Source organism: Mesorhizobium sp. M0816, from assembly GCF_040320005.1.
GTDB lineage: Bacteria > Pseudomonadota > Alphaproteobacteria > Rhizobiales > Rhizobiaceae > Mesorhizobium.
Genome location: NZ_JAMYOT010000004.1, coordinates 1 through 21,047 on the forward strand (window position 1 = coordinate 1; position 21,047 = coordinate 21,047).

Sequence of the window (21,047 nt, forward strand, 5' to 3'; positions counted from 1 at the left end):
TGCCGGTCGATGCCATACCAAGCCGTCGAAAACTGCTTTCCCGGCCTTCAAAAAAGCCCCATTAACTCACCAACCAGGATTTCGCTTCCCGTGCAAAGCCCTCCTTGTGGGAGAAGGTGGATTGGCGCGCAGCGCCAAGACGGTTGAGGGGTGTTGGACGGAGTGCCGTCGTTGCCAAGCTGGAACACCTCTCATCCGACCGCGCTTCGCGCGGCCACCTTCTCCCACAAGGGGAGAAGGGAGAACCCCAAGCGTGCGGCCTGCTTGCGTCATCGTTTCGGCTGGCGTAATGAGGCGCCGCCAACGGGTCTCATCCGCTGGACCGCACGGCATCGATCGAATGCCATATCCTATGACAGAGTCGAGATGCCGGAGATATCCATCGTCATTCCTTGCCGGAACGAGGCGGCGAACCTGCCGCTTCTGCTCGACGAGATCGGCGCCGCGATGGCCGGGCGCGACTTCGAGGTCATCGTCGTCGACGACGGCTCGACAGACGATACGCCTTCGGTGCTTGCCGCAGAGGCAGCGCTTCGCCGGTTTCCGCTGCGCCATCTCAGGCATGAAAAATCCGCCGGCCAGTCGCTCTCGGTGCGCTCGGGCGCCTGGGCGGCGCGCGGCGATATCGTCGCCACCATCGACGGCGACGGCCAGAACGACCCCGGTTATATCCCAGTGTTGATAGACGCGCTGCGGCAGGCTGGTCCCGATGTCGGGGCCGCGCAGGGACAGCGTCTGAAGCGCCGCGACAGCAAGATCAAGCAGCTGGCGTCGCGTTTCGCCAACGGGCTGAGAAAGGCCATCCTGCACGACGAGACGCGGGATACCGGCTGCGGCCTCAAGGCGATCCATACCGACATTTTGAGGAAATTGCCGTTCTTCGACGGCACCCACCGCTTTGTTCCGGCGCTGGTCATCCAGGAGGGCTACCGCGTCGTCCATTGCGACGTCGTCGATCGCTCCCGCCGTCACGGCAAATCGAATTACGGCATCTTCGATCGCGGCCTGCAGGGCGTGCTCGATCTTGCCGGCGTCTGGTGGCTGCGCCGCAGGCGCCGCAGAATGCCCAAAGTAGAGGAAATCAGGCATGGGTAACGTGCTTCAGGAATTGGCGACCTGGCTTCACGATGTTTTCGTCAAGCAATTCGATGCCTGGGTTCTGCTCGGCTTCGTCGCCCAGTTCTTCTTCACCATGCGCTTTCTGGTGCAGTGGGTGGCGTCGGAAAAGGCCAAGCGCAGCGTCGTGCCGATCGCCTTCTGGTTCTTTTCGCTGTTCGGCGGCGGCCTGCTGCTGATCTACGCCATCCAGCGTCAGGATCCGGTGTTCATCGCCGGCCAGGCCATGGGCCTGTTGATCTATATCCGCAATCTCTGGCTGATCGCCAACGAGCGCAAGACGGCGATGACGAAGGTCGATTGAGCCCTCGACCGGCCTGAAACCGGTCGAGCAAGCAATCCAGATTACTTGCCGTCCAGCCCGCCGTAAGACCTTACCAGTCGGACCATGTCGGCCGAATCGGCAGTCTCGCTCTCGAGCCCCTCGGCGACACCGACGCGGTCGGCGGCCGGGCGGTTCTGGCTGACTTTCCATTTGCCGCTGATTTCGGTGATTTCGATCTCCAGGCCGACGATGCCTTTGATCTGTGACTGGATGAAGGGTGCCGGCGCGTCGGTCACCGCCCACGGCGCCGAGCGGCTGCCCTCCTGCGACATCGTCAGATCGGAAATCTGCTCGGCCAGCCAATCCTGGTCTTCGATCACCGTGACGATGCCGCGCACCTGGACGATGGCGTAGTTCCAGGTCGGTACCACCTTGCCGGTTTCACGCTTGGTCTCGTACCAGGACGGCGTCACATAGGCATCGGCGCCCTGGAAGACGACCAGCACCCGCGCCAGGGGATTGTCGGCCAAAAGCCGCCATTGCGGATTGGCCTTGGCCAAATGGGCGCGGAGCCTGCCGTTCTGTGGCACATCCGTGTCTAGAAGAAAGGGAATCGCGTTGGCGACCGGCCCCTCGACGCCGTTCGACACCAGCAGGCCAAGCGGATGCGCCCGGATCAGCCCGTGCAGGACGTCCTGCCGTGTTTCCTGGAAGTGAGGCGGTTGGTACATCGCCGATTATCTCAGCCGCTTCGGCCGTGGGTCGGACAATTCCCCGGCCAGCCGGCGATCGAGATAGTCGGCGCATTCCTCGATCAGAAGCTCCGCATGGTTGGCAAAGAAATGGTTGGCGCCGGGTAAGGTCTTCTGGGTGATGGTAATGCCCTTTTGCGTGTGCAGCTTGTCGACCAGCCCCTGCACGTCCTTGGGCGGCGCGACCTTGTCGGCGTCGCCGTGGATGATCAGGCCGGACGACGGGCATGGCGCCAGGAACGAGAAATCATAGGTATTGGGCTGCGGCGCGACCGAGATGAAGCCCTCGATCTCCGGCCGGCGCATCAGAAGCTGCATGCCGATCCACGAGCCGAACGAATAGCCGGCAACCCAGCAGCTCTTGGAATCCGGATGCAGCGACTGCACCCAGTCGAGCGCCGCGGCGGCGTCGGACAATTCGCCGGTGCCGTGGTCGAACTCGCCCTGGCTGCGGCCGATGCCGCGGAAATTGAAGCGCAGCGTGGTGAAATTGCGCTTCTGGAACATGTAGAAGAGGTCGTAGACGATCTTGTTGTTCATCGTCCCGCCGAACTGGGGGTGCGGGTGCAGGACGATGGCAATCGGCGCGCTCTTTTCCTTCGAGGGCTGATAGCGACCCTCCAGACGGCCGGCCGGACCGGTGAAAATGACCTCAGGCATGAAATACTCCACTTGGTATAAATTTGCGCGGCGCCCGGAACAACTCTTCCTCTGGCCCCAGTCTTCCTCTGGCCCCAGTCTTCCCTAGGCCCCAGTCTTCCCTAGGCCTTGACGCAGGGCGGGCGTCTTTCTAGAAGCTAGTTTAGAATTGTTCAAAACTGGGCGGCCAAAGACTGTGGCTCGGCCACCCACGCCGCAAGCCGCGTAAATAGGACGTCTTGCCTTGCAATTTCAAGGAAATAACGCGCTATCTTCGCGGAACGGCTTTTGAAGGGACCAGTTGGACGGAAATGGCCGGAGCACGCGCCTATCTCGACTACAATGCCAGCGTGCCGCTGCTTGCCTCGGCGCGCGCGGCGGTGGTCGCTGCGCTCGACGTCGCCGCCAACCCGTCCTCGGTCCATGCCGAGGGCCGCGCTGCACGGCGGCTGATCGAGGACGCCAGGCGCGACGTGGCTCGACTGGTCAACGCCAAAGCCGAGCATGTCGTATTCACCTCCGGCGCGACGGAAGCGGCCTCGACGCTGCTGACGCCGGACTGGCAGATGGGGCGCGGCGCCCTCGGCATGAGCCGGCTTTACGTGTCCGAGGCCGACCATCCCTGCCTGCTGAATGGCGGGCGCTTCCCCACGGGGCAGGTAACGCGGATCGGCGTCGACACCGACGGCGTCGTCAGGCTCGACGTTTTGGCCGAGGCTCTCGCCCAGCATGACAAGGCCGAAGGCTTGCCGCTGGTGGCCATCCACGCTGCCAACAATGAGACCGGCGTGATCCAGCCGATTGGCCGCATTGCCGAAATCGTCAAGGCGGCGGGTGGCATCCTGGTTGTTGATGCGGTGCAGGCTGCCGGCCGCATTCCGCTCGATATCTCGGCGGGTTACGGTGATTATTTGATTCTTTCCTCGCACAAGATCGGCGGCTCAAAGGGCGTCGGCGCCATGGTCGCGGCGTCGGACCTGATGATGCCAAAGCCGCTGGTCAGCGGCGGCGGCCAGGAAAAGGGCCATCGCGGCGGCACCGAAAACCTGGCGGCGATTGCCGGGTTTGGCGCGGCGGCGCGTGAGGCGCTTGCCGGCTTGCAAACGATCGAAACGGTGCGGCAGCGTCGCGACGAAATCGAGGCGATCGTGAAAACGCTGGTTCCGGACGCCGAAATCTTCGGGACCGGCGCGCCAAGGCTTGCCAATACGACATTCTTCGCTATTGCCGGTATCAAGGCCGAGACGGCGCAGATCGCCTTCGACCTGGCCGGTGTGGCGCTGTCGGCGGGATCGGCCTGTTCGTCGGGCAAGGTCGGCCCGAGCCATGTGCTGAAAGCCATGGGTTACGGTGACGGCCTCGGCGCGTTGCGCGTGTCCATCGGCCACGCGACCAGCGCTGAAGATATCGAGCTGTTTCGTTCGGCGCTGGCGACGATCGTCGCGCGCCAAGCCGGTAAGGAAAAGGCAAGCAGGGAACGAGCCGCCTGAGCGCGGCAGACGAAATGTAGGGCCTTGCGGCCTGGTAGAGCCGGGCGTTCGCATTTGGCCGGGTGAATTTCCGGCATGAACGCACTATATGAAACTTACGCCGCCTCCGGTGCCTGATGGGTGCTCGTTTGCGGTGCCATAGTTTGAAAACTGCCGGGCCTTGACCCCGGCGTGGATGGAGAACGCTGATGCCTGCTGTGCAGGAGACGATCGATCGAGTTCGAAAGATCGATGTCGACCAGTATAAATACGGATTCCAGACCGAAATCGCGATGGACAAGGCCCCCAAGGGCCTGAGCGAAGACATTATCCGCTTCATTTCGGCGAAGAAGGACGAGCCGTCCTGGATGCTGGAATGGCGCCTGGAAGCCTATCGCCGCTGGCTGACGCTGGACGAGCCGAAATGGGCGCGCGTCCACTATCCCAAAATCGATTTCCAGGACCTCCACTATTACGCCGCGCCCAAGAGCACGCCGGGGCCGACTTCGCTCAGCGAGGTCGATCCCGAACTGCTGAAGGTCTATGAGAAGCTCGGCATTCCGCTCAGGGAACAGGAAATCCTCGCCGGCGTGCAGAAGACCGATGCGTCGGAGCTCGAGGAAGCCAGCGACAACGTCTACAAGTCGGGCCGCGTCGCCGTCGATGCGGTGTTCGATTCCGTCTCCGTCGTCACCACTTTCAAGAAGGAACTGGCGCAGGCCGGCGTCATCTTCTGCTCGATCTCGGAAGCCATCCGCGAGCATCCGGAGCTGGTGAAGAAGTATCTCGGCTCGGTCGTGCCGACCTCCGACAATTTCTACGCGACGCTGAATTCGGCGGTGTTCACCGACGGCTCCTTCGTCTTCGTGCCCAAGGGCGTGCGCTGCCCGATGGAACTGTCGACCTATTTCCGCATGAACGAGAAGAACACCGGCCAGTTCGAGCGCACGCTGATCATCGCCGAGGAGGGGGCTTACGTCTCGTATCTCGAAGGCTGCACGGCGCCGCAGCGCGACGAGAATCAGCTTCATGCCGCGGTGGTCGAGCTGATCGCGCTCGACGATGCCGAGATCAAATATTCGACGGTGCAGAACTGGTATCCCGGCGACGCCGAAGGCAAGGGCGGCATCTACAATTTCGTCACCAAGCGCGGCGACTGCCGCGGCCATCGCTCGAAGATTTCGTGGACGCAGGTCGAGACCGGTTCGGCCATTACCTGGAAATATCCGAGCTGCATCCTGCGCGGCGACGATTCCAGCGGCGAGTTCTATTCGATTGCCGTGTCGAACGGGTATCAGCAGGTCGACAGCGGCACCAAGATGATCCATCTCGGCAAGAACACGTCGAGCCGCATCATCTCCAAGGGCATCGCCGCCGGCTTCTCGCAGAACACCTATCGCGGCCAGGTCTCGGCGCACCGCAAGGCGACCAACGCCCGCAACTTCACCAATTGCGACTCGCTGCTGATCGGCGACCAGTGCGGCGCACACACTGTTCCCTACATGGAAGCCAAGAACTCGACCGCTCAGTTCGAGCATGAGGCAACCACCTCGAAGATTTCAGAGGACCAGAAATTCTACGTCATGCAGCGCGGCATCCCCGAAGAAGAGGCGATCGCGCTGATCGTCAACGGCTTCGTCAAGGACGTCATCCAGCAGCTGCCGATGGAATTCGCGGTCGAGGCGCAGAAGCTGATCGGCATCAGCCTCGAGGGGAGCGTGGGGTGAGTGACGATGAGGCAGAGAACGGTCCGCCGTTGGTCGCACGCGTCCACCAGTTTGACAGGCATTCTGGTGAGCTACCCGACGACTATCGGGCTAAACTCGATGAGCGGATTTGCGGAGAATTGGCAACGTCGCTTGGCAACCACCTTCGGAGCTTTGCTGCCGAAAGCAAAGTTGTCGTCAGTATCGAAGTCGAAGCCAACCGAATTAGCGCTGGGCGCGAAGACGGCACGGAGTTGATGATCACAGTCTACGGCCCTGAGATTTTTGAAATCACCAGGTGGCCGAATCCCGCCGACGCCGTCGAGGACGGAAGTATGCGATTTGACTTGGCACCTGAACTTGAAAGCGACGTCGCCGTTGCACTAGCTCGGCGATATGTAGTTAACGGAACGATAGAGCAAGAGAATGCTTGAAATCAGAAACCTGCATGCCCGCATCGTCGATGACGGCACCGAGATCATCCGTGGCCTGAACCTGACGGTCAGGGCCGGCGAGGTTGCCGCCATCATGGGGCCGAACGGCTCGGGAAAATCGACGCTGTCCTATATCCTCGCTGGCCGCGAGGACTATGAGGTCACCGAGGGCGATATCCTCTACAACGGCCAGTCGATCCTCGAAATGGATCCGGCCGAGCGCGCCACCGCCGGCATCTTTCTCGCCTTCCAGTATCCGATGGAGATACCGGGCGTGGCGACGATGGAATTCCTGAAAGTGGCGATGAACGAGCAGCGCAAGGCGCGCGGCCAGGAACCGCTGAAGATCCCGGAATTTCTCAAGCGCGTGAAGGAAGCGGCGGCCTCGCTCAACATGGACATGGCGATGCTGAAGCGGCCGCTCAATGTCGGCTTCTCCGGCGGCGAGAAGAAGCGTGCCGAGATCCTGCAGATGAAGCTGCTCGAGCCAAAGCTCTGCGTGCTCGACGAGACCGATTCCGGTCTCGATATCGACGCGCTGAAGATCGTCGCGGACGGCGTCAACACGCTGCGCTCGCCGGACCGGGCCATCGTCGTCATCACCCATTACCAGCGCCTGCTCCAATATATCGTGCCGGATACGGTGCACGTGCTCTACAGGGGTCAGGTGATCAAGTCGGGCGACAAGTCGCTGGCGCTCGACCTCGAGGCCAATGGCTATGCCGGCGTGATCGGGCAAGCCGCGTGAGATGCCAGCAGGCCCGGAAGGCAAGCCAAATAAGGCGATACTGATGAATATGCACACGACACCCCAGCGAACATTGGCCGAAACGGCGCTGATCGACGCCTTTGGCGAGCGGCTGTCGCTGCTGCCCGGCGACGGCGCGGTGATGCTGAAGCGCGACGACGCCATCGAGGCGATCAAGGGCGGCCTGCCGACGCGGCGCGTCGAATCCTGGCATTATACGGACCTGCGCCGGCTGCTGACTTCGGTGCCGGACTTCGATCCGGCAGCGGTCGCGAAAGCCATTGCGCCGATCGTCGAAGGCTCCAGCGTTTTACCGGTGCTGAACGGCGTTTCGAGCGCGAAATGGGCTGTTGTCGAGGGCGTCACGGTACAGCGCCTATCGGAGAAGCTGACCGACGGCAGCATCGCCCCGGGGCTGGATTCCTATGGCAGCGACGATGCCATCGGCGCGCTCAACACCGCCTTTGTCGCCGACGGCTATTTCGTCGACATCGCCGACGGTGCCCAACTGGACAAGCCGGTCGAAATGCAGAATTTGCAGGCCGGTGGACAGACGCATGTACGCTTGGCCGTCCGCGTCGGTGCCCGCGCCAACGCTGTTATCGTCGAACGCCAGGCGGGCGAGGGGGCGGCACTGGTCAGCTCGGTCAGCCAGCTTGTGCTTGGCGAGGGCGCCGAAGTGACATGGCTGGTCGTGCAGGAGCAGCCGGATACGGCGACGCACCTTGCCCAGTTCAAGGCGCATCTCGGCAAGAATTCGAAGCTGACGCTGTTCGTCATGAATGCCGGCGGCAAGCTGGTGCGCCAGGAGGTCGTCGTGAAGACGACCGGCGAGGGCGCCGAATTCACCCTGCGCGGCATCAATCTGCTCGCCGGCGACACCCATACCGACGTCACCATGGTGCTCGACCACGCCGTGCCGCATACGGCCTCGACTGAAGTCATCCGCAATGTGGTGACCGGCAGAGCGCGCGGCGTCTTCCAGGGCCGCATCAACGTCCATCAATATGCCCAGAAGACCAACGCCAAGATGGCCTGCAACACGCTGCTTCTGTCGGACGACGGCGAGTTCTCGACCAAGCCGGAGCTTGAAATCTTCGCCGACGACGTCGTCTGCGGCCATGGCGCGACCGTCACCGAGATCGACCACAATCATTTGTTCTACCTGATGGCGCGCGGCATCGACGAGAAGACCGCGCGCGGCTTGCTGGTCAAGGCCTTCGTCGCCGAGGTGATCGAGGAACTGGACGACGAGGCCATCGTCGAGGCGCTGGAAGCGAGACTCGACAACTGGTTCGTGGCGCACGGATAAAGTGGATGAGGGCCTGGCGCTTCGGCCAGCACCCCTCATCCGACCGAGCTTCGCTCGGCCACCTTCTCCCACAAGGGGAGAAGGAAACGCGCCTCTCCTTCTCCCCTTGTGGGAGAAGGTGGATTGGCGCGAAGCGCCAAGACGGATGAGGGGTGTTGGAAGGAACGCGGCAGCGCGGCAAGGACTTCGAGATGGACCAGAAAGTCGAAAACATCCCCTACGACGTCGAGGCGATCCGCCGCGACTTCCCGATCCTGTCGCGGCAAGTCTACGGCAAACCGCTGGTCTATCTCGACAATGGCGCCTCGGCGCAGAAACCGCAGGCCGTGCTCGACGCCATCCAGCACGCCTATTCCCAGGAATACGCCAACGTCCATCGCGGCCTGCATTTCCTGTCGAATGCCGCGACCGACGCCTATGAGAGGGCTCGCGAGACGGTGCGCCGTTTCCTCAATGCGCCGAGCACCGACAACATCGTCTTCACCTCGAACACCACGGCGGCGATCAACACGGTCGCCTATGGTTTCGGCATGCCGAACATCGGCGAAGGCGACGAGATCGTGCTCTCGATCATGGAGCATCATTCCAACATCGTGCCGTGGCATTTCATCCGCGAGCGGCAGGGCGCCAAGCTGGTCTGGGTACCGGTCGACGATCTCGGCGTCTTCCATATCGAGGAATTCGAGAAGCGGCTGACCGACCGGACAAAACTGGTCGCCATAACCCACATGTCGAATGCGCTGGGCACGGTGACGCCGATCAAGGAAATCGTGCGCATCGCGCATGCCCGCGGCATCCCGGTGCTGGTCGACGGCAGCCAGAGCGCCGTGCATATGCCGATCGACGTGCAGGACCTCGACTGCGATTTCTTCGTCTTCACCGGCCACAAGGTCTATGGCCCGTCGGGCATCGGCGTGCTCTACGGCAAGAAGGATATTCTGGAGCGCATGCGCCCGTTCATGGGCGGCGGCGAGATGATCGAGGAGGTGACGCAAGACATCGTCACCTACAACGATCCGCCGCACCGTTTCGAGGCCGGCACGCCGCCGATCGTCCAGGCGATCGGGCTGGGTGCCGCGCTCGAATACATGGAAAACATCGGCCGCGAGCGCATCGCCGCGCACGAGGCCGATCTGAAGGATTATGCGCATCAAAAACTGCGCGCCATCAACTCGCTGCGCATCTTCGGCGATGCGCCCGGCAAGGGCGCCATCATCTCGTTCGAGCTGCAGGGCATCCACGCCCATGACGTGTCGATGGTCATCGACCGGCAGGGCGTGGCGGTGCGCGCCGGCACCCATTGCGCCCAGCCGCTGTTGAAACGCTTCGGCGTAACATCCACATGCAGGGCGTCGTTCGGCATGTATAATACCAGGGCCGAAGTCGATGCTTTGGCCGATGCGCTGGAAAAAGCGCGCAAGTTCTTCGGGTGACGATCATGGATGATGCCGGCCATACCGCCGAGACCACTTCCGAAACGGCCACCAATGCGGTGGTCTCCGGATCGGCCATTCCGGCCGAAGAATTGGCGCGGCTGACCGACGACATCGTCTCGGCGCTGAAAACGGTCTACGACCCGGAAATCCCGGCCGACATCTACGAGCTCGGCCTGGTCTACAAGATCGACATCGAGGACGACCGCTCGGTCAAGATCGATATGACGCTGACCGCGCCTGGCTGCCCGGTGGCCGGCGAAATGCCCGGTTGGGTGGAGAATGCCGTCGGCGCCGTCGAAGGCGTCTCCGGCGTCGAGGTCAACATGACCTTCGACCCGCCCTGGTCGCCCGACCGAATGTCGGAAGAGGCGCAGGTGGCGGTTGGGTGGTACTAGCATCCGACCAGCCAGAGGCTGGCGCACTTGCGCCGGGTACAAAACTTCACCATTTTAGGTGAGGAATCATTCGGCAGGCCTTGAACCTGCGCGCATGGAGAAGGAAAACATGGGACGCTTCGCCGTCATCACGATGACCGAAAAGGCCGCCGACCGGGTTCGCGAGATCGTTGCGACCCGTGAGAATGCGCATGGCATTCGCCTTGGCATCAAGAAGGGCGGCTGCGCCGGCATGGAATATACGGTCGATCTGGTGACCGAACCCAATACCAAGGACGACCATATCGAGCGTGACGGCGCCCATGTCTATGTCGCGCCGGAGGCGGCCCTTTTCCTGTTCGGCACCGAGATGGATTTCGAGCAGACGACGCTGCGCACCGGCTTCACCTTCCGCAATCCGAACCAGAGCTCGGCCTGTGGCTGCGGCGAATCGGTCGAGTTGAAGCCGGCCGATTTGAAGGCACTGGCCGAGGCGCGCGCTTCGGCCTGAGAATTTTCTTTTCCTTAGTAGGATTTCGCGAGACCCCCTCATCCGGCCGCTTCGCGGCCACCTTCTCCCCGAGGGGAGAAGAGGTCGCGAACGGTTGAGCCAGTCTCTTCTCCCCAGCGGGGAGAAGGTGGCCCGAAGGGCCGGATGAGGGGGACTGCCGAAGCTAATCCACCCACATCCCCGTTCGCTTGTGCCAGTCTGCGATCGACTCCTCCGGGTAGACGTCGAACACCTTGTCGCCCTTGCCGATATCGGGCTCGACCCAGTTCGCCTTGTATTTCAGCATCAGATGCACCTTCTCCGGCGGTTTCGGCAGGTCTGTGTCGACAGCCGAGGCGAACGGATGCACCAGCTCCGGCCAGGTCGGATCGTAGAGCCAGAGTGCCGTCCCGCATTTCGTGCAGAAGTTCCGCTCGCCCGTCGAGGTCTCGCGTTGCGGGTGCTCGTCGTCCTCGATCTCGGCGCGGTAGACGCCGAGATGGCGCTTGCCCTGGATTTTCAGCGTCTCGTAATCGGCGCCGAGATTGATGGCAAAACCGCCACCGCCCTGCTGCTTGCGGCAGATCGAGCAGTAGCACAGCATGAACGGCACCGGCGTGTGGCTTTCCACCTCGAAACGCACGGCATTGCACCGGCAGGACCCTTTGAGCAGAAGCGGCATGAAAAACTCCGACGAAATTGATTCTGAACTTGTCAGGATGGTGCCGGTTGCGTCGATGACAAGGGGAAATCCGGGTGACATGATCGCCGCATGGACAACGAGCGCATAGAAGAGCTTTTCGAAGGCCTCGGCCCGGTCAGCATCCGCAAGCTGTTCGGCGGCAAGGGCATCTATTTCGACGGCGTCATCGTCGCCATCGTCATCGGTGGCGAATTGATGCTGAAGGCCGACGCCGAAAGCGCCCCGGATTTCGAAGCGGCCGGCTGCCGGCAATGGACCTATACCGGCTCGCGCCACGGCAAGCTCGTGTCGATGCCCTATTGGAGCGTTCCCGACAGCGCCTTCGACGATCCCGACGAGATGGCGATCTGGGCACGCCGCGCCTACGAGGCAGGACGGCGCGCCGGCAAATAGGCTGCGTCATGCTTCGGCAATTCCGGGCCGTACTTCATGCCAGGTCCCGCGCCTCGGGCACGAGCGCCAGCGCTTCGGCAAAGCCAGCGCTGGTGAAGGCGGCGCGCTCGACGGCGAGCATAGCTGCGGCAATGCCTTCGCGCAGTGCCGCGCGTAGCGTCAGGCCGCGCAGCAGGGCAACGATCGTGGCGCCTGCCAATGCGTCGCCGGCGCCGGCAGTATCGGTCCGCTTTTGTAGCGGCGGTGGCGAGATCGAGAACGCGCTCAATTCGTCAAAACCGAGCACTGGTTCGTCGCCGGCGGTGATCACGCCGCTTTTCAGCCCGGCGCGTCTTAGGCCGTCGACGATGCCTTGATCGTCAGCATCGATGCCGACGCCGGCGAGCACGCCGGCCTCCTGCCGGTTCATGAAGGCCAGCGCCAGACGGTCGAGCACCGGCATCAGCCGCGCCGCCTTATTGGGCGAGACCGCAAGCGCAAACACCGGCTTGTCGGCGGCGAGTGCCGCCAGCCGCCCCAGCGCGGTCGACGGCAGGTTGGCGTCGCACAGCACCGCGTCGGCCGAACCGATCGCTTCCCGCACCTTGGCGCGGCGGATCTGCTTGGGAAGCGCCAGCTCGTAGAGCACCATGTCGGCAAGGCCGGCGATCAGCCCGCCGTCGCTATCGATCAGCATCGTATGGCTTGGCGTTGCTCGGTCGAGGAACACCGCCGACAGGTCGGCAATGCCGGCCTCGGTGACGGCGCGTAAAACCGTGTCGCCAAGGGCATCGCCGCCGCGCACCGAAAGCAGCGAGGCCGAGGCGCCGCGTCGCACCGCACAGCGCAAGGCGTTGAAGACGGCACCGCCGACATGCTCGCGCATCGTGCCGGGGTTGGAAGCGGCCGGCACGAAGGCGCCGGCAACCCGGCCACGCCGCTCGATATAGGCGCCGCCCACGGCCAGGATCGTCGGGGAGTTCATCATGCCGGCAAAAATGCCCTTTGCTGTTGCCCGGGAGGAGACTAGGTGGCCGGGCGGAACCCTGCAATCGCGGGTGCGATTCGGCTGGTGACGGCAACGGCGCCGCATGCGAGGCGAGACACATCGGAAGCAATAATTGCGAAACAAAAATAGAACAAATAGGGATATGCGTTGTTTTTCAAACCCTTGATGCTCATTGACAAATGAGAACAAATGAGGTACATTCTTTTAAGGATTGCGGGATTGTCCGGCCTCCATTGACGACCACGGGGTGATGTATCATGGCTCAGAATTCTTTGCGGCTTGTAGAGGACAAAGCGGTGGACAAATCAAAGGCTCTGGATGCGGCGCTGTCGCAAATTGAGCGTGCCTTCGGCAAGGGCTCGATCATGCGGCTCGGCGCGAACGAGCAGGTCGTCGAGATCGAAACGGTGCCGACCGGCTCGCTTGGGCTGGACATCGCGCTTGGCGTCGGCGGCCTGCCGCGCGGCCGCATCGTCGAGATCTACGGACCGGAAAGCTCGGGCAAGACGACGCTGGCGCTGCACACGGTGGCCGAAGCCCAGAAGAAGGGCGGCATCTGCGCCTTCGTCGATGCCGAGCACGCGCTCGACCCGGTCTATGCCCGCAAGCTCGGCGTCGATCTCGAAAACCTGCTGATCTCGCAGCCCGATACCGGCGAGCAGGCGCTGGAGATCTGCGACACGCTGGTGCGCTCTGGCGCCATCGACGTGCTGGTGGTCGATTCGGTGGCGGCGTTGACGCCGCGAGCGGAAATCGAAGGCGAGATGGGCGATTCGCTGCCCGGCCTGCAGGCCCGCCTGATGAGCCAGGCGCTGCGCAAGCTGACCGCCTCGATCTCGCGCTCCAACACCATGGTCATCTTCATCAACCAGATCCGTATGAAGATCGGCGTCATGTTCGGTTCGCCCGAGACGACGACCGGCGGCAATGCGCTGAAATTCTATGCCTCGGTCCGCCTCGACATCCGCCGCATCGGCTCGGTCAAGGATCGCGACGAGGTCGTCGGCAACCAGACCCGCGTCAAGGTCGTCAAGAACAAGCTGGCGCCGCCCTTCAAGGTGGTCGAGTTCGACATCATGTATGGCGAGGGCGTCTCCAAGACCGGCGAGCTGGTCGATCTCGGCGTCAAGGCGGGCGTGGTCGAAAAGTCGGGCGCCTGGTTCTCCTATAATTCGCAGCGTCTTGGCCAGGGCCGCGAAAACGCAAAGCTGTTCCTGCGCGACAATCCCGACACGGCGCGCGAGATCGAGCTGGCGCTGCGGCAGAATGCCGGGCTGATCGCCGAAAAATTCCTTGAGAACGGCGGCTCCGAAAGCAGCGATGACGGTTTCGAGGACGACGCCGGGGTGATGTAGGGCAAGCGACGCCTCGCGGAGCGTCAACCAGGTTTTGGATTTGATGTTTTGATTTTGAGTTTGCGTAATCGATGCGTTTCGAACCGCCGGCCCCGTGCCGGCGGTTCCCGTTTGATGGCGAGGCAGACGCGTTTCAAAGCGCTGATGAAAGCCGGGATTTTAGCCCATTTGGTGTTTCTGGACAGGCTGCGGTGCGACCGCTAAAAGGCCATGTCTATTTTCCGCCGACAGCCGGCGGTTCTCTCGAAAAGGCAGTATTCATGAGTGGCGTCAACGAGATCCGGTCGGCATTTCTCGACTATTTTCGCAAGGAAGGTCACGAGGTCGTCGCGTCAAGCCCGCTGGTGCCGCGCAACGACCCGACGCTGATGTTCACCAATGCCGGCATGGTGCAGTTCAAGAACGTTTTCACCGGTCTGGAGAAGCGGCCCTATTCGCGCGCCACGACTGCCCAGAAGAGTGTTCGCGCCGGCGGCAAGCACAACGACCTCGACAATGTCGGCTACACCGCGCGCCACCTGACCTTCTTCGAGATGCTCGGCAATTTCTCCTTCGGCGACTATTTCAAGGAGCGGGCCATAGAGCTTGCCTGGAACCTGATCACCAGGGAGTTCGGGCTGAAGAAGGACAAGCTGCTGGTCACCGTCTACCACACCGACGACGAGGCGGCCTCGTACTGGAAGAAGATCGCCGGCCTTTCGGACGATCGCATCATCCGTATCGCGACTTCGGACAATTTCTGGGCAATGGGCGACACTGGGCCTTGCGGGCCCTGTTCGGAGATTTTCATCGACCGCGGTGAGCATATCTGGGGCGGCCCTCCCGGCAGCCCCGAGGAGGATGGCGACCGTTTCCTCGAATTCTGGAACTTGGTGTTCATGCAATACGAACAGGTGACGAAGGACGAGCGCGTCGACCTGCCGCGTCCGTCGATCGACACAGGCATGGGCCTCGAGCGCATGGCATCCATCCTGCAAGGGGTTGAAAGCGTCTTCGAAACCGACCTGTTCCGCCACCTGATCGACGCTGCGTCGTCGGCGCTTGGCAAAGGTCCGGATGCGGGCACCGTCGCATCGTTCCGTGTCATCGCCGACCATTTGCGTTCGTCCTGCTTCCTGGTCGCCGACGGCGTGCTGCCGTCCAACGAAGGACGCGGCTACGTGCTTCGTCGCATCATGCGCCGCGCCATGCGCCACGCGCAGTTGCTCGGTGCCCGCGATCCTCTGATGTGGCGCCTGGTGCCGGCGCTGGTCCGCGAGATGGGCCAAGCCTACCCGGAACTGGTGCGCGGCGAACAGATGATCACCGAAACGCTGAAGCTTGAGGAAACTCGTTTCCGCAAGACGCTGGTGCGCGGCTTGGGCTTGCTTTCGGAGGCGACGGAAAAGCTGGCCTCCGGCGACATGCTGGATGGCGAGACAGCGTTCAAGCTCTACGACACCTATGGCTTTCCGCTCGATCTGACGCAGGATGCGCTGCGCCAGCGCAACATCTCGGTCAACCTTGCCGGCTTCACCGAGGCGATGGAACGGCAGAAGGCGGAGGCGCGCAAAAGCTGGGCCGGCTCCGGCGACGTGGCGACCGAGACGGTATGGTTTCCGGTGCGCGAGAACGCCGGCGCCACCGAGTTCCTCGGCTATGAGACCGAGCAGGCGGAAGGCCTCATCCAGGCGCTGGTCAGGGACGGCAAGACCGTCGACAGCGCCGGCAAGGGCGACGCCGTTGCCGTGGTTGTCAACCAGACGCCGTTCTATGGCGAGTCCGGTGGCCAGATGGGCGATACCGGCGTCATTTCGGGCGACGGGTTCTCGATCGAAATATCCGATACCCAGAAGAAGGCCGATGGGCTTTTCGTCCATCTTGGCAAGGTGGCCACCGGCACGGTCAAGACGGGTGCGACCGTCGAGCTGAAGGTGGACCACGCGCGTCGCTCCAGGCTGCGCGCGAACCATTCCGCCACGCATCTGATCCATGAGGCGCTGCGCGAGGTGCTGGGTACCCATGTCGCGCAGAAGGGCTCGCTGGTCGCGCCCGAGCGTCTGCGCTTCGACATTTCGCACAACAAGCCGATCTCGCCTGACGAGCTCGAAGAGGTCGAGCGCATGGCAAACGAGATCGTCGTTCAGAACGGCCCTGTAACCACGCGGCTGATGTCTGTCGACGACGCCATTGCCGAAGGCGCCATGGCGCTGTTTGGCGAGAAATATGGCGATGAAGTGCGCGTCGTTTCGATGGGCACGGGCTTGCATGGCGCCAAGGCCAACCGGCCCTATTCGGTCGAGCTATGCGGCGGCACGCACGTCAGGGCGACCGGCGATATCGGCCTGGTGCGCATCGTGTCCGACAGTGCGGTCGCTGCCGGCGTGCGCCGCATCGAGGCGTTGACCGGCGAGGCGGCCAGAAAGCATCTCGACGAACAGGACAAGCGGTTGAAGGCGGCCGCCGCCGCGTTGAAGATTTCGCCGGCCGATGTGCCGGCCCGCGTCGAGGCGCTGCTGGACGAACGCAAGAAGCTCGAAAAGGAGCTGATCGAGGCGCGCAAGAAGCTGGCGCTGGGCGATCGCTCGCCAGCCGGTGTGCCTGCGGAAAACGAAACCATTGCCGGTGTCGGTTTTCTCGGCAAGGCGGTATCGGGCGTCTCGCCAAAGGATCTTAAGCCGTTGGCCGATGCCGGCAAGAAGTCGCTCGGCTCCGGCATCGTCGTCTTTGTCGGCGCCGGCGAGGACAACAAGGCGAGCGTCGTCGTCGCCGTCACCGATGATCTGACCGGCCGCTTCAACGCCATCGATCTGGTGCGCGTCGCGTCCGCGGCATTGGGCGGGCAAGGCGGCGGCGGGCGACCCGATATGGCCCAGGCCGGCGGCCCGGACGGCTCGAAGGCCGAAGACGCGATCGCTGCGGTGAAAGCGGCTCTCGAAGCGGCGTGAACCTGCACCGGGGGCGGCACGGCCGAAATGGCGCGCCGCCCAGCGGATATCTTTGAGGGCCGATATGCCGACGCTGACGATGTATCAGGTCGATGCCTTTGCCGAACGGGCCTTCCAGGGTAACCCTGCCGCCGTTCTCCTTTTAGAGGAATGGCTGTCGGAGCAGGTAATGCAGGCCATCGCCAACGAAAACAATCTTGCTGAAACCGCGTTTGTGCGGCCGAATGGCAAAGGTTGGGATTTGCGCTGGTTCACGCCGGTCCACGAAGTCGACTTCTGCGGCCACGCCACTCTTGCGGCCGCCCATGTGCTGGCTACGGAATACAATGGTCAGGGCGAAATGGCCTTCGCCACCCGGGTCGGCGAGCTGCGGGTTTCCCGGTGGGCAGGGGGCTATCAGCTCGATCTGCCTTGTTTTCCGCCGCAGCCCGTCGAGGAGGAGCTGAACTCGGCGCTGCAAGCGATATTGCCTCAGCGGCCGGTTGCGAGCTTCCGCAATTTCGAGAACCTGTTTGTCGAGCTTGCCGACGAGACAACCGTGCGATCTTTCGTTCCCGATCTGCTCAGGATCGGACGTTTTCATCCTCTCGGCCTGGTTATTACCGCGCCTGGGCGAGCCCACGATTTCGTCTCCCGTTACTTTGTGCCCGGGGCGGGCATTCCCGAGGATCCGGTAACCGGCTCCATTCATGCTACGCTGGTGCCTTATTGGTCTGAAAAACTCGGCAAGACGCATCTGTCGGCATTCCAATGCTCGCAGCGCGGCGGGCATTTGCTCTGCAAACTGGCCGGAGATCGCGTGCTGATCACAGGCCGTGCGAAGACCTTCATGAAGGCGGAGATCTACCTTCCCGATTGAGCGGCTTGCGAGGCGGAGAAGGCAAGGATCTGGGAGAATTTGTCGCCAGCCTCGGCGGGACAGTACCCCCCTCTGTCCGGCAGGACAGAGGGGGGTGCTGTCCCTCGGCCTCTCGTATCTTTGTCACCCTGCCTTTTCGGTTTTCGCAAAACTCGCGCGTTGAGTGATGCGCGCATACCAATCCCGAATCTCGGCAAACTCGGCCAGCAGGGCTTGTCCCTCGGCGACCTTGACGAAATAGCCGATGATCGGTGCGGCGTGCAGGTCGGCCAGCGTCAGGTCCGTCCCCAACAGCCAAGGCCCTTCGGCTTTCAGCGAAGAGAGCGCCTGCAATGCCGTTCTCGCCTGCCGCAACCCGTTGGCGATCACGGCTTCGTCGGGCGGCGTTTTTTCCAGCCGCTCGACAGCGACATCCCAGACCATGGTCCTGTAGGCGTAGGCGTCGAGCAGGCCGGTGATCTGGTTCAGGCGTGCTCGAGGCCGGGCTTCGACCGGTTGCAGCGCCGGGCCGTCAAAGGCTTCGTCGACATAACGGGCAATCGCGCCAGTCTCGTAGAGGCGAAAGCCGTCATGCTCGAAGGTCGGGATGCGGCCGAACGGCTGGTGCTCGAAGTACCAGCCGGGAATGCCGTCCGCGGCAAAGACGTCGACGGGCACGAGCTCGTAGCCGACACCCTTTTCCTCCAGCACCAGCCGCACGATGCGCACATAGACGCTGTAATCCGCGCCGTAGACGACGGGCTTGCCCATGCCGGTTGGGCTCAGGCCATCGCTTTCTGCAAATTCTCGTCGATCTTGTCGAGGAAGCCGGTGGTCGAAAGCCATGGCTGGTCGGGGCCGATCAGCAGCGACAGGTCCTTGGTCATGAAGCCGGACTCGACCGTCTGGATGCAGACCCTTTCCAGGGTCTCGGCAAAGCGCTTCAGTTCGGCATTGTCGTCGAGCTTGGCGCGGTGCGCGAGGCCGCGCGTCCAGGCAAAGATCGAGGCGATCGAATTGGTCGAGGTCTCCTCGCCCTTCTGGTGCTGGCGATAGTGGCGGGTGACGGTGCCGTGCGCGGCTTCCGCCTCGACGGTCTTGCCGTCCGGCGTCATCAGCACCGAGGTCATCAGGCCGAGCGAGCCGAAGCCTTGCGCCACCGTGTCGGACTGAACGTCGCCGTCATAATTCTTGCAGGCCCAGACATAGCCACCCGACCATTTCAGGCTCGAGGCCACCATGTCGTCGATCAGCCGGTGCTCGTACCAGAGCTTCTTAGCTTTGAATTCTGTTTCGAACTCCGCCTCGTAGACCTCCTGGAAGATGTCCTTGAAGCGGCCGTCATAGGCTTTGAGGATGGTGTTCTTGGTCGAGAGGTAGACGGGGTAATTGCGCAGCAGGCCGTAGTTCAGGGAGGCGCGGGCGAATTCGCGGATCGATTCGTCGAGATTGTACATGGCCATGGCGACGCCGGCGCCGGGTGCGTCGAACACGTCGTGCTCGATCACCTGGCCGTCCTCGCCGACGAATTTGATCGTCAGCTTGCCCTTGCCGGGGAAGCGGAAGTCGGTGGCGCGGTACTGGTCGCCGAAGGCGTGGCGGCCGACGATGATCGGCTTGGTCCAGCCGGGCACCAGCCGCGGCACGTTCTTCATGATGATCGGCTCGCGAAAGATGGTGCCGCCGAGGATGTTGCGGATGGTGCCGTTCGGCGACTTCCACATCTTCTTCAGCTTGAATTCCTCGACGCGCTGCTCGTCGGGCGTGATCGTCGCGCATTTCACGCCGACGCCGTATTTCTTGATGGCATTGGCCGAATCGATGGTCACCTGGTCGTTGGTGGCGTCGCGGTGCTCGATGCCGAGGTCGTAATATTCGAGCTTGAGGTCGAGATAAGGGTGGATCAGCTTGTCCTTGATGAACTGCCAGATGATGCGGGTCATCTCGTCGCCGTCGAGTTCGACGACCGGGTTCGCCACCTTGATCTTCGCCATGGAAAGAATGCCTCGCTTTTGGGGAACGGAACGGCCTTGCCCGCACGGCTGCCGGCCCTGGGATGCGGCCCGTATATCAAAGGCTTTTTGGCCGCGCAAACGGCGAACCGCGCCGTAGTGCCGGCATTCCTTGCGAAAGCTTCATTTTCGCCGCCAAATGTGGCAGGGGACTGCGAAATGCCGCAAACAGCAGTTCACTGACAACCATGGCCGCTACCCAGGATCCCGACACCCCTCTTGCCTCCGGAACTCCAGCGTCCGGACCGGCGATCATCCTGGTCGAGCCGCAGCTCGGCGAGAATATCGGCATGGTTGCACGCGCCATGGCCAATTTCGGCCTTTCCGAGCTGCGGCTCGTCAATCCGCGCGACGGCTGGCCGAGCGAGAAGGCGCGTGCCGCCGCAAGCCGCGCCGACCACGTCATCGATGCCGTCAAGGTGTTCGATGACCTGGCCTCGGCGGTTGCCGATTTGAACTTCGTCTTCGCCACCACGGCGCGCGCGCGCGACAATTTCAAGCCGGTGCGCGGTCCGGTCGAGGCGGGCAGGGCGCTGCGGGCGCGGCAGCGGGCCGGCCAGCGCACCGGCATCCTGTTCGGCCGCGAGCGCTTCGGCCTCTATAATGACGAGGTCGGCCTTGCCGACGAGATCGTCACCTTCCCCGTCGATCCGGCTTTCTCCTCGCTCAACATCGCCCAGGCGGCCCTGCTGATGTCCTATGAATGGATGAAGTCCGGCCTGGAAGACGAGACCAGGACCAACTTCTCCGGCCCCGAAATGCCGCCGGCCACCAAGGACGAATTGCACGGCCTGTTTGTGTATCTGGAAGGTGCACTCGAGGCGCGCGGCTATTTCCGCCCGGCAGCGAAGAAGCCGAAGATGGTCGACAATTTGCGCGCTGTGCTGACCCGCCCCGGCTTTGCCGAGCCGGAGCTCAAGGTGCTGCGCGGCATAATATCATCGCTGGACAGGTTCTCGCCGGCCATGCCGCGCGGCGACGGATCGCCCGGCGACGATCCAAGGCGGCTCCCGGCGGCCGCGGCACGCGCTGCGAGGGCGAAAGACAAAGACTAGCCTCGGAACTGCCCATACCTCACCAGTAACCGAAT

Annotated in this window: 21 protein-coding genes; 15 read left to right on the forward strand and 6 right to left on the reverse strand. The window is 62.8% G+C overall.

What is annotated here, in order from left to right:
* Positions 1-366 precede the first annotated feature (366 nt).
* Both NKI17_RS06665 and NKI17_RS06670 read left to right on the forward strand, forming a co-directional pair.
* Positions 367-1,095: a glycosyltransferase family 2 protein gene (locus NKI17_RS06665; RefSeq protein WP_352905545.1), complete on the forward strand. Its 729-nt coding sequence runs from the start codon at positions 367-369 to the stop codon at positions 1,093-1,095.
* A complete protein-coding gene (locus NKI17_RS06670) occupies positions 1,088-1,420 on the forward strand; it encodes a lipid-A-disaccharide synthase N-terminal domain-containing protein (protein WP_352458432.1) in 333 nt (110 codons plus the stop codon). Before NKI17_RS06665 ends, NKI17_RS06670 begins: the two co-directional genes overlap by 8 nt.
* 41 nt (positions 1,421-1,461) lie before the next feature.
* On the opposite strand, the gene NKI17_RS06675 is transcribed toward NKI17_RS06670, so the two are convergent.
* Both NKI17_RS06675 and NKI17_RS06680 read right to left on the reverse strand, forming a co-directional pair.
* Positions 1,462-2,112 (reverse strand): FMN-binding negative transcriptional regulator, encoded by a 651-nt coding sequence (locus NKI17_RS06675; RefSeq protein ID WP_352905546.1) that lies wholly within the window; start codon positions 2,110-2,112, stop codon positions 1,462-1,464.
* Positions 2,113-2,118: 6 nt separating this feature from the next.
* Positions 2,119-2,793 carry an alpha/beta hydrolase gene (locus NKI17_RS06680; RefSeq protein WP_023674683.1) on the reverse strand — a complete coding sequence of 225 codons (675 nt, stop codon included), beginning with the start codon at positions 2,791-2,793 and terminating at the stop codon, positions 2,119-2,121.
* A gap of 290 nt (positions 2,794-3,083) precedes the next feature.
* Here NKI17_RS06680 and NKI17_RS06685 point away from each other — a divergent pair, with 290 nt between their 5' ends.
* The 8 genes from NKI17_RS06685 to sufA all read left to right on the forward strand — a co-directional run bounded on the left by NKI17_RS06685 (position 3,084) and on the right by sufA (position 10,762).
* Positions 3,084-4,262, forward strand: a complete 1,179-nt coding sequence (locus NKI17_RS06685) for a cysteine desulfurase family protein (protein WP_352905547.1) — start codon at positions 3,084-3,086, stop codon at positions 4,260-4,262.
* A 188-nt stretch (positions 4,263-4,450) separates the two neighbouring features.
* Complete coding sequence (gene sufB / locus NKI17_RS06690; protein WP_023674685.1) at positions 4,451-5,968, forward strand: Fe-S cluster assembly protein SufB; 1,518 nt, start codon at positions 4,451-4,453, stop codon at positions 5,966-5,968.
* Positions 5,965-6,381 carry a hypothetical protein gene (locus NKI17_RS06695; protein ID WP_352905549.1) on the forward strand — a complete coding sequence of 139 codons (417 nt, stop codon included), beginning with the start codon at positions 5,965-5,967 and terminating at the stop codon, positions 6,379-6,381. Before sufB ends, NKI17_RS06695 begins: the two co-directional genes overlap by 4 nt.
* Positions 6,374-7,129 carry a Fe-S cluster assembly ATPase SufC gene (gene sufC / locus NKI17_RS06700; protein WP_023674687.1) on the forward strand — a complete coding sequence of 252 codons (756 nt, stop codon included), beginning with the start codon at positions 6,374-6,376 and terminating at the stop codon, positions 7,127-7,129. The genes NKI17_RS06695 and sufC overlap by 8 nt, the downstream gene beginning before the upstream one ends.
* A 43-nt stretch (positions 7,130-7,172) precedes the next feature.
* The gene (gene sufD / locus NKI17_RS06705; protein ID WP_352905550.1) at positions 7,173-8,441 is read left to right on the forward strand and encodes a Fe-S cluster assembly protein SufD; all 1,269 of its coding nucleotides are present in this window, start codon (positions 7,173-7,175) and stop codon (positions 8,439-8,441) included.
* A 191-nt stretch (positions 8,442-8,632) separates the two neighbouring features.
* A complete protein-coding gene (locus NKI17_RS06710; RefSeq protein ID WP_352625338.1) occupies positions 8,633-9,874 on the forward strand; it encodes a cysteine desulfurase in 1,242 nt (413 codons plus the stop codon).
* Positions 9,875-9,879: 5 nt separating this feature from the next.
* Positions 9,880-10,272 (forward strand): SUF system Fe-S cluster assembly protein, encoded by a 393-nt coding sequence (locus NKI17_RS06715; RefSeq protein ID WP_023674690.1) that lies wholly within the window; start codon positions 9,880-9,882, stop codon positions 10,270-10,272.
* Between the two features lie 109 nt (positions 10,273-10,381).
* Complete coding sequence (gene sufA / locus NKI17_RS06720; RefSeq protein WP_006206001.1) at positions 10,382-10,762, forward strand: Fe-S cluster assembly scaffold SufA; 381 nt, start codon at positions 10,382-10,384, stop codon at positions 10,760-10,762.
* A 163-nt stretch (positions 10,763-10,925) separates the two neighbouring features.
* Here sufA and NKI17_RS06725 read toward each other — a convergent pair whose 3' ends face one another.
* Positions 10,926-11,423, reverse strand: a complete 498-nt coding sequence (locus NKI17_RS06725; protein ID WP_023674692.1) for a GFA family protein — start codon at positions 11,421-11,423, stop codon at positions 10,926-10,928.
* Between the two features lie 90 nt (positions 11,424-11,513).
* Here NKI17_RS06725 and NKI17_RS06730 point away from each other — a divergent pair, with 90 nt between their 5' ends.
* On the forward strand, positions 11,514-11,837 hold the full coding sequence (locus NKI17_RS06730; RefSeq protein ID WP_023674693.1) for a TfoX/Sxy family protein: 324 nt from the start codon (positions 11,514-11,516) through the stop codon (positions 11,835-11,837).
* 34 nt (positions 11,838-11,871) lie between these two features.
* Here NKI17_RS06730 and NKI17_RS06735 read toward each other — a convergent pair whose 3' ends face one another.
* Positions 11,872-12,804, reverse strand: coding sequence for a PfkB family carbohydrate kinase (locus tag NKI17_RS06735; RefSeq protein WP_023674694.1), 933 nt, complete (start codon positions 12,802-12,804; stop codon positions 11,872-11,874).
* Positions 12,805-13,082: 278 nt separating this feature from the next.
* Between NKI17_RS06735 and recA the strand changes: the two genes are divergently transcribed.
* The 3 genes from recA to NKI17_RS06750 all read left to right on the forward strand — a co-directional run bounded on the left by recA (position 13,083) and on the right by NKI17_RS06750 (position 17,966).
* The gene (recA, locus tag NKI17_RS06740) at positions 13,083-14,180 is read left to right on the forward strand and encodes a recombinase RecA (RefSeq protein WP_023674696.1); all 1,098 of its coding nucleotides are present in this window, start codon (positions 13,083-13,085) and stop codon (positions 14,178-14,180) included.
* Between the two features lie 260 nt (positions 14,181-14,440).
* Positions 14,441-17,107: an alanine--tRNA ligase gene (gene alaS / locus NKI17_RS06745; RefSeq protein WP_352681706.1), complete on the forward strand. Its 2,667-nt coding sequence runs from the start codon at positions 14,441-14,443 to the stop codon at positions 17,105-17,107.
* Between the two features lie 64 nt (positions 17,108-17,171).
* Complete coding sequence (locus NKI17_RS06750) at positions 17,172-17,966, forward strand: PhzF family phenazine biosynthesis protein (protein ID WP_023674698.1); 795 nt, start codon at positions 17,172-17,174, stop codon at positions 17,964-17,966.
* Between the two features lie 123 nt (positions 17,967-18,089).
* On the opposite strand, the gene NKI17_RS06755 is transcribed toward NKI17_RS06750, so the two are convergent.
* Positions 18,090-18,716 (reverse strand): glutathione S-transferase family protein, encoded by a 627-nt coding sequence (locus NKI17_RS06755; protein WP_023674700.1) that lies wholly within the window; start codon positions 18,714-18,716, stop codon positions 18,090-18,092.
* Positions 18,717-18,727: 11 nt separating this feature from the next.
* Positions 18,728-19,939, reverse strand: coding sequence for an NADP-dependent isocitrate dehydrogenase (locus tag NKI17_RS06760; RefSeq protein ID WP_352457792.1), 1,212 nt, complete (start codon positions 19,937-19,939; stop codon positions 18,728-18,730).
* A 206-nt stretch (positions 19,940-20,145) separates the two neighbouring features.
* Between NKI17_RS06760 and NKI17_RS06765 the strand changes: the two genes are divergently transcribed.
* The gene (locus NKI17_RS06765; protein ID WP_352905551.1) at positions 20,146-21,012 is read left to right on the forward strand and encodes an RNA methyltransferase; all 867 of its coding nucleotides are present in this window, start codon (positions 20,146-20,148) and stop codon (positions 21,010-21,012) included.
* Positions 21,013-21,047 lie beyond the last annotated feature (35 nt).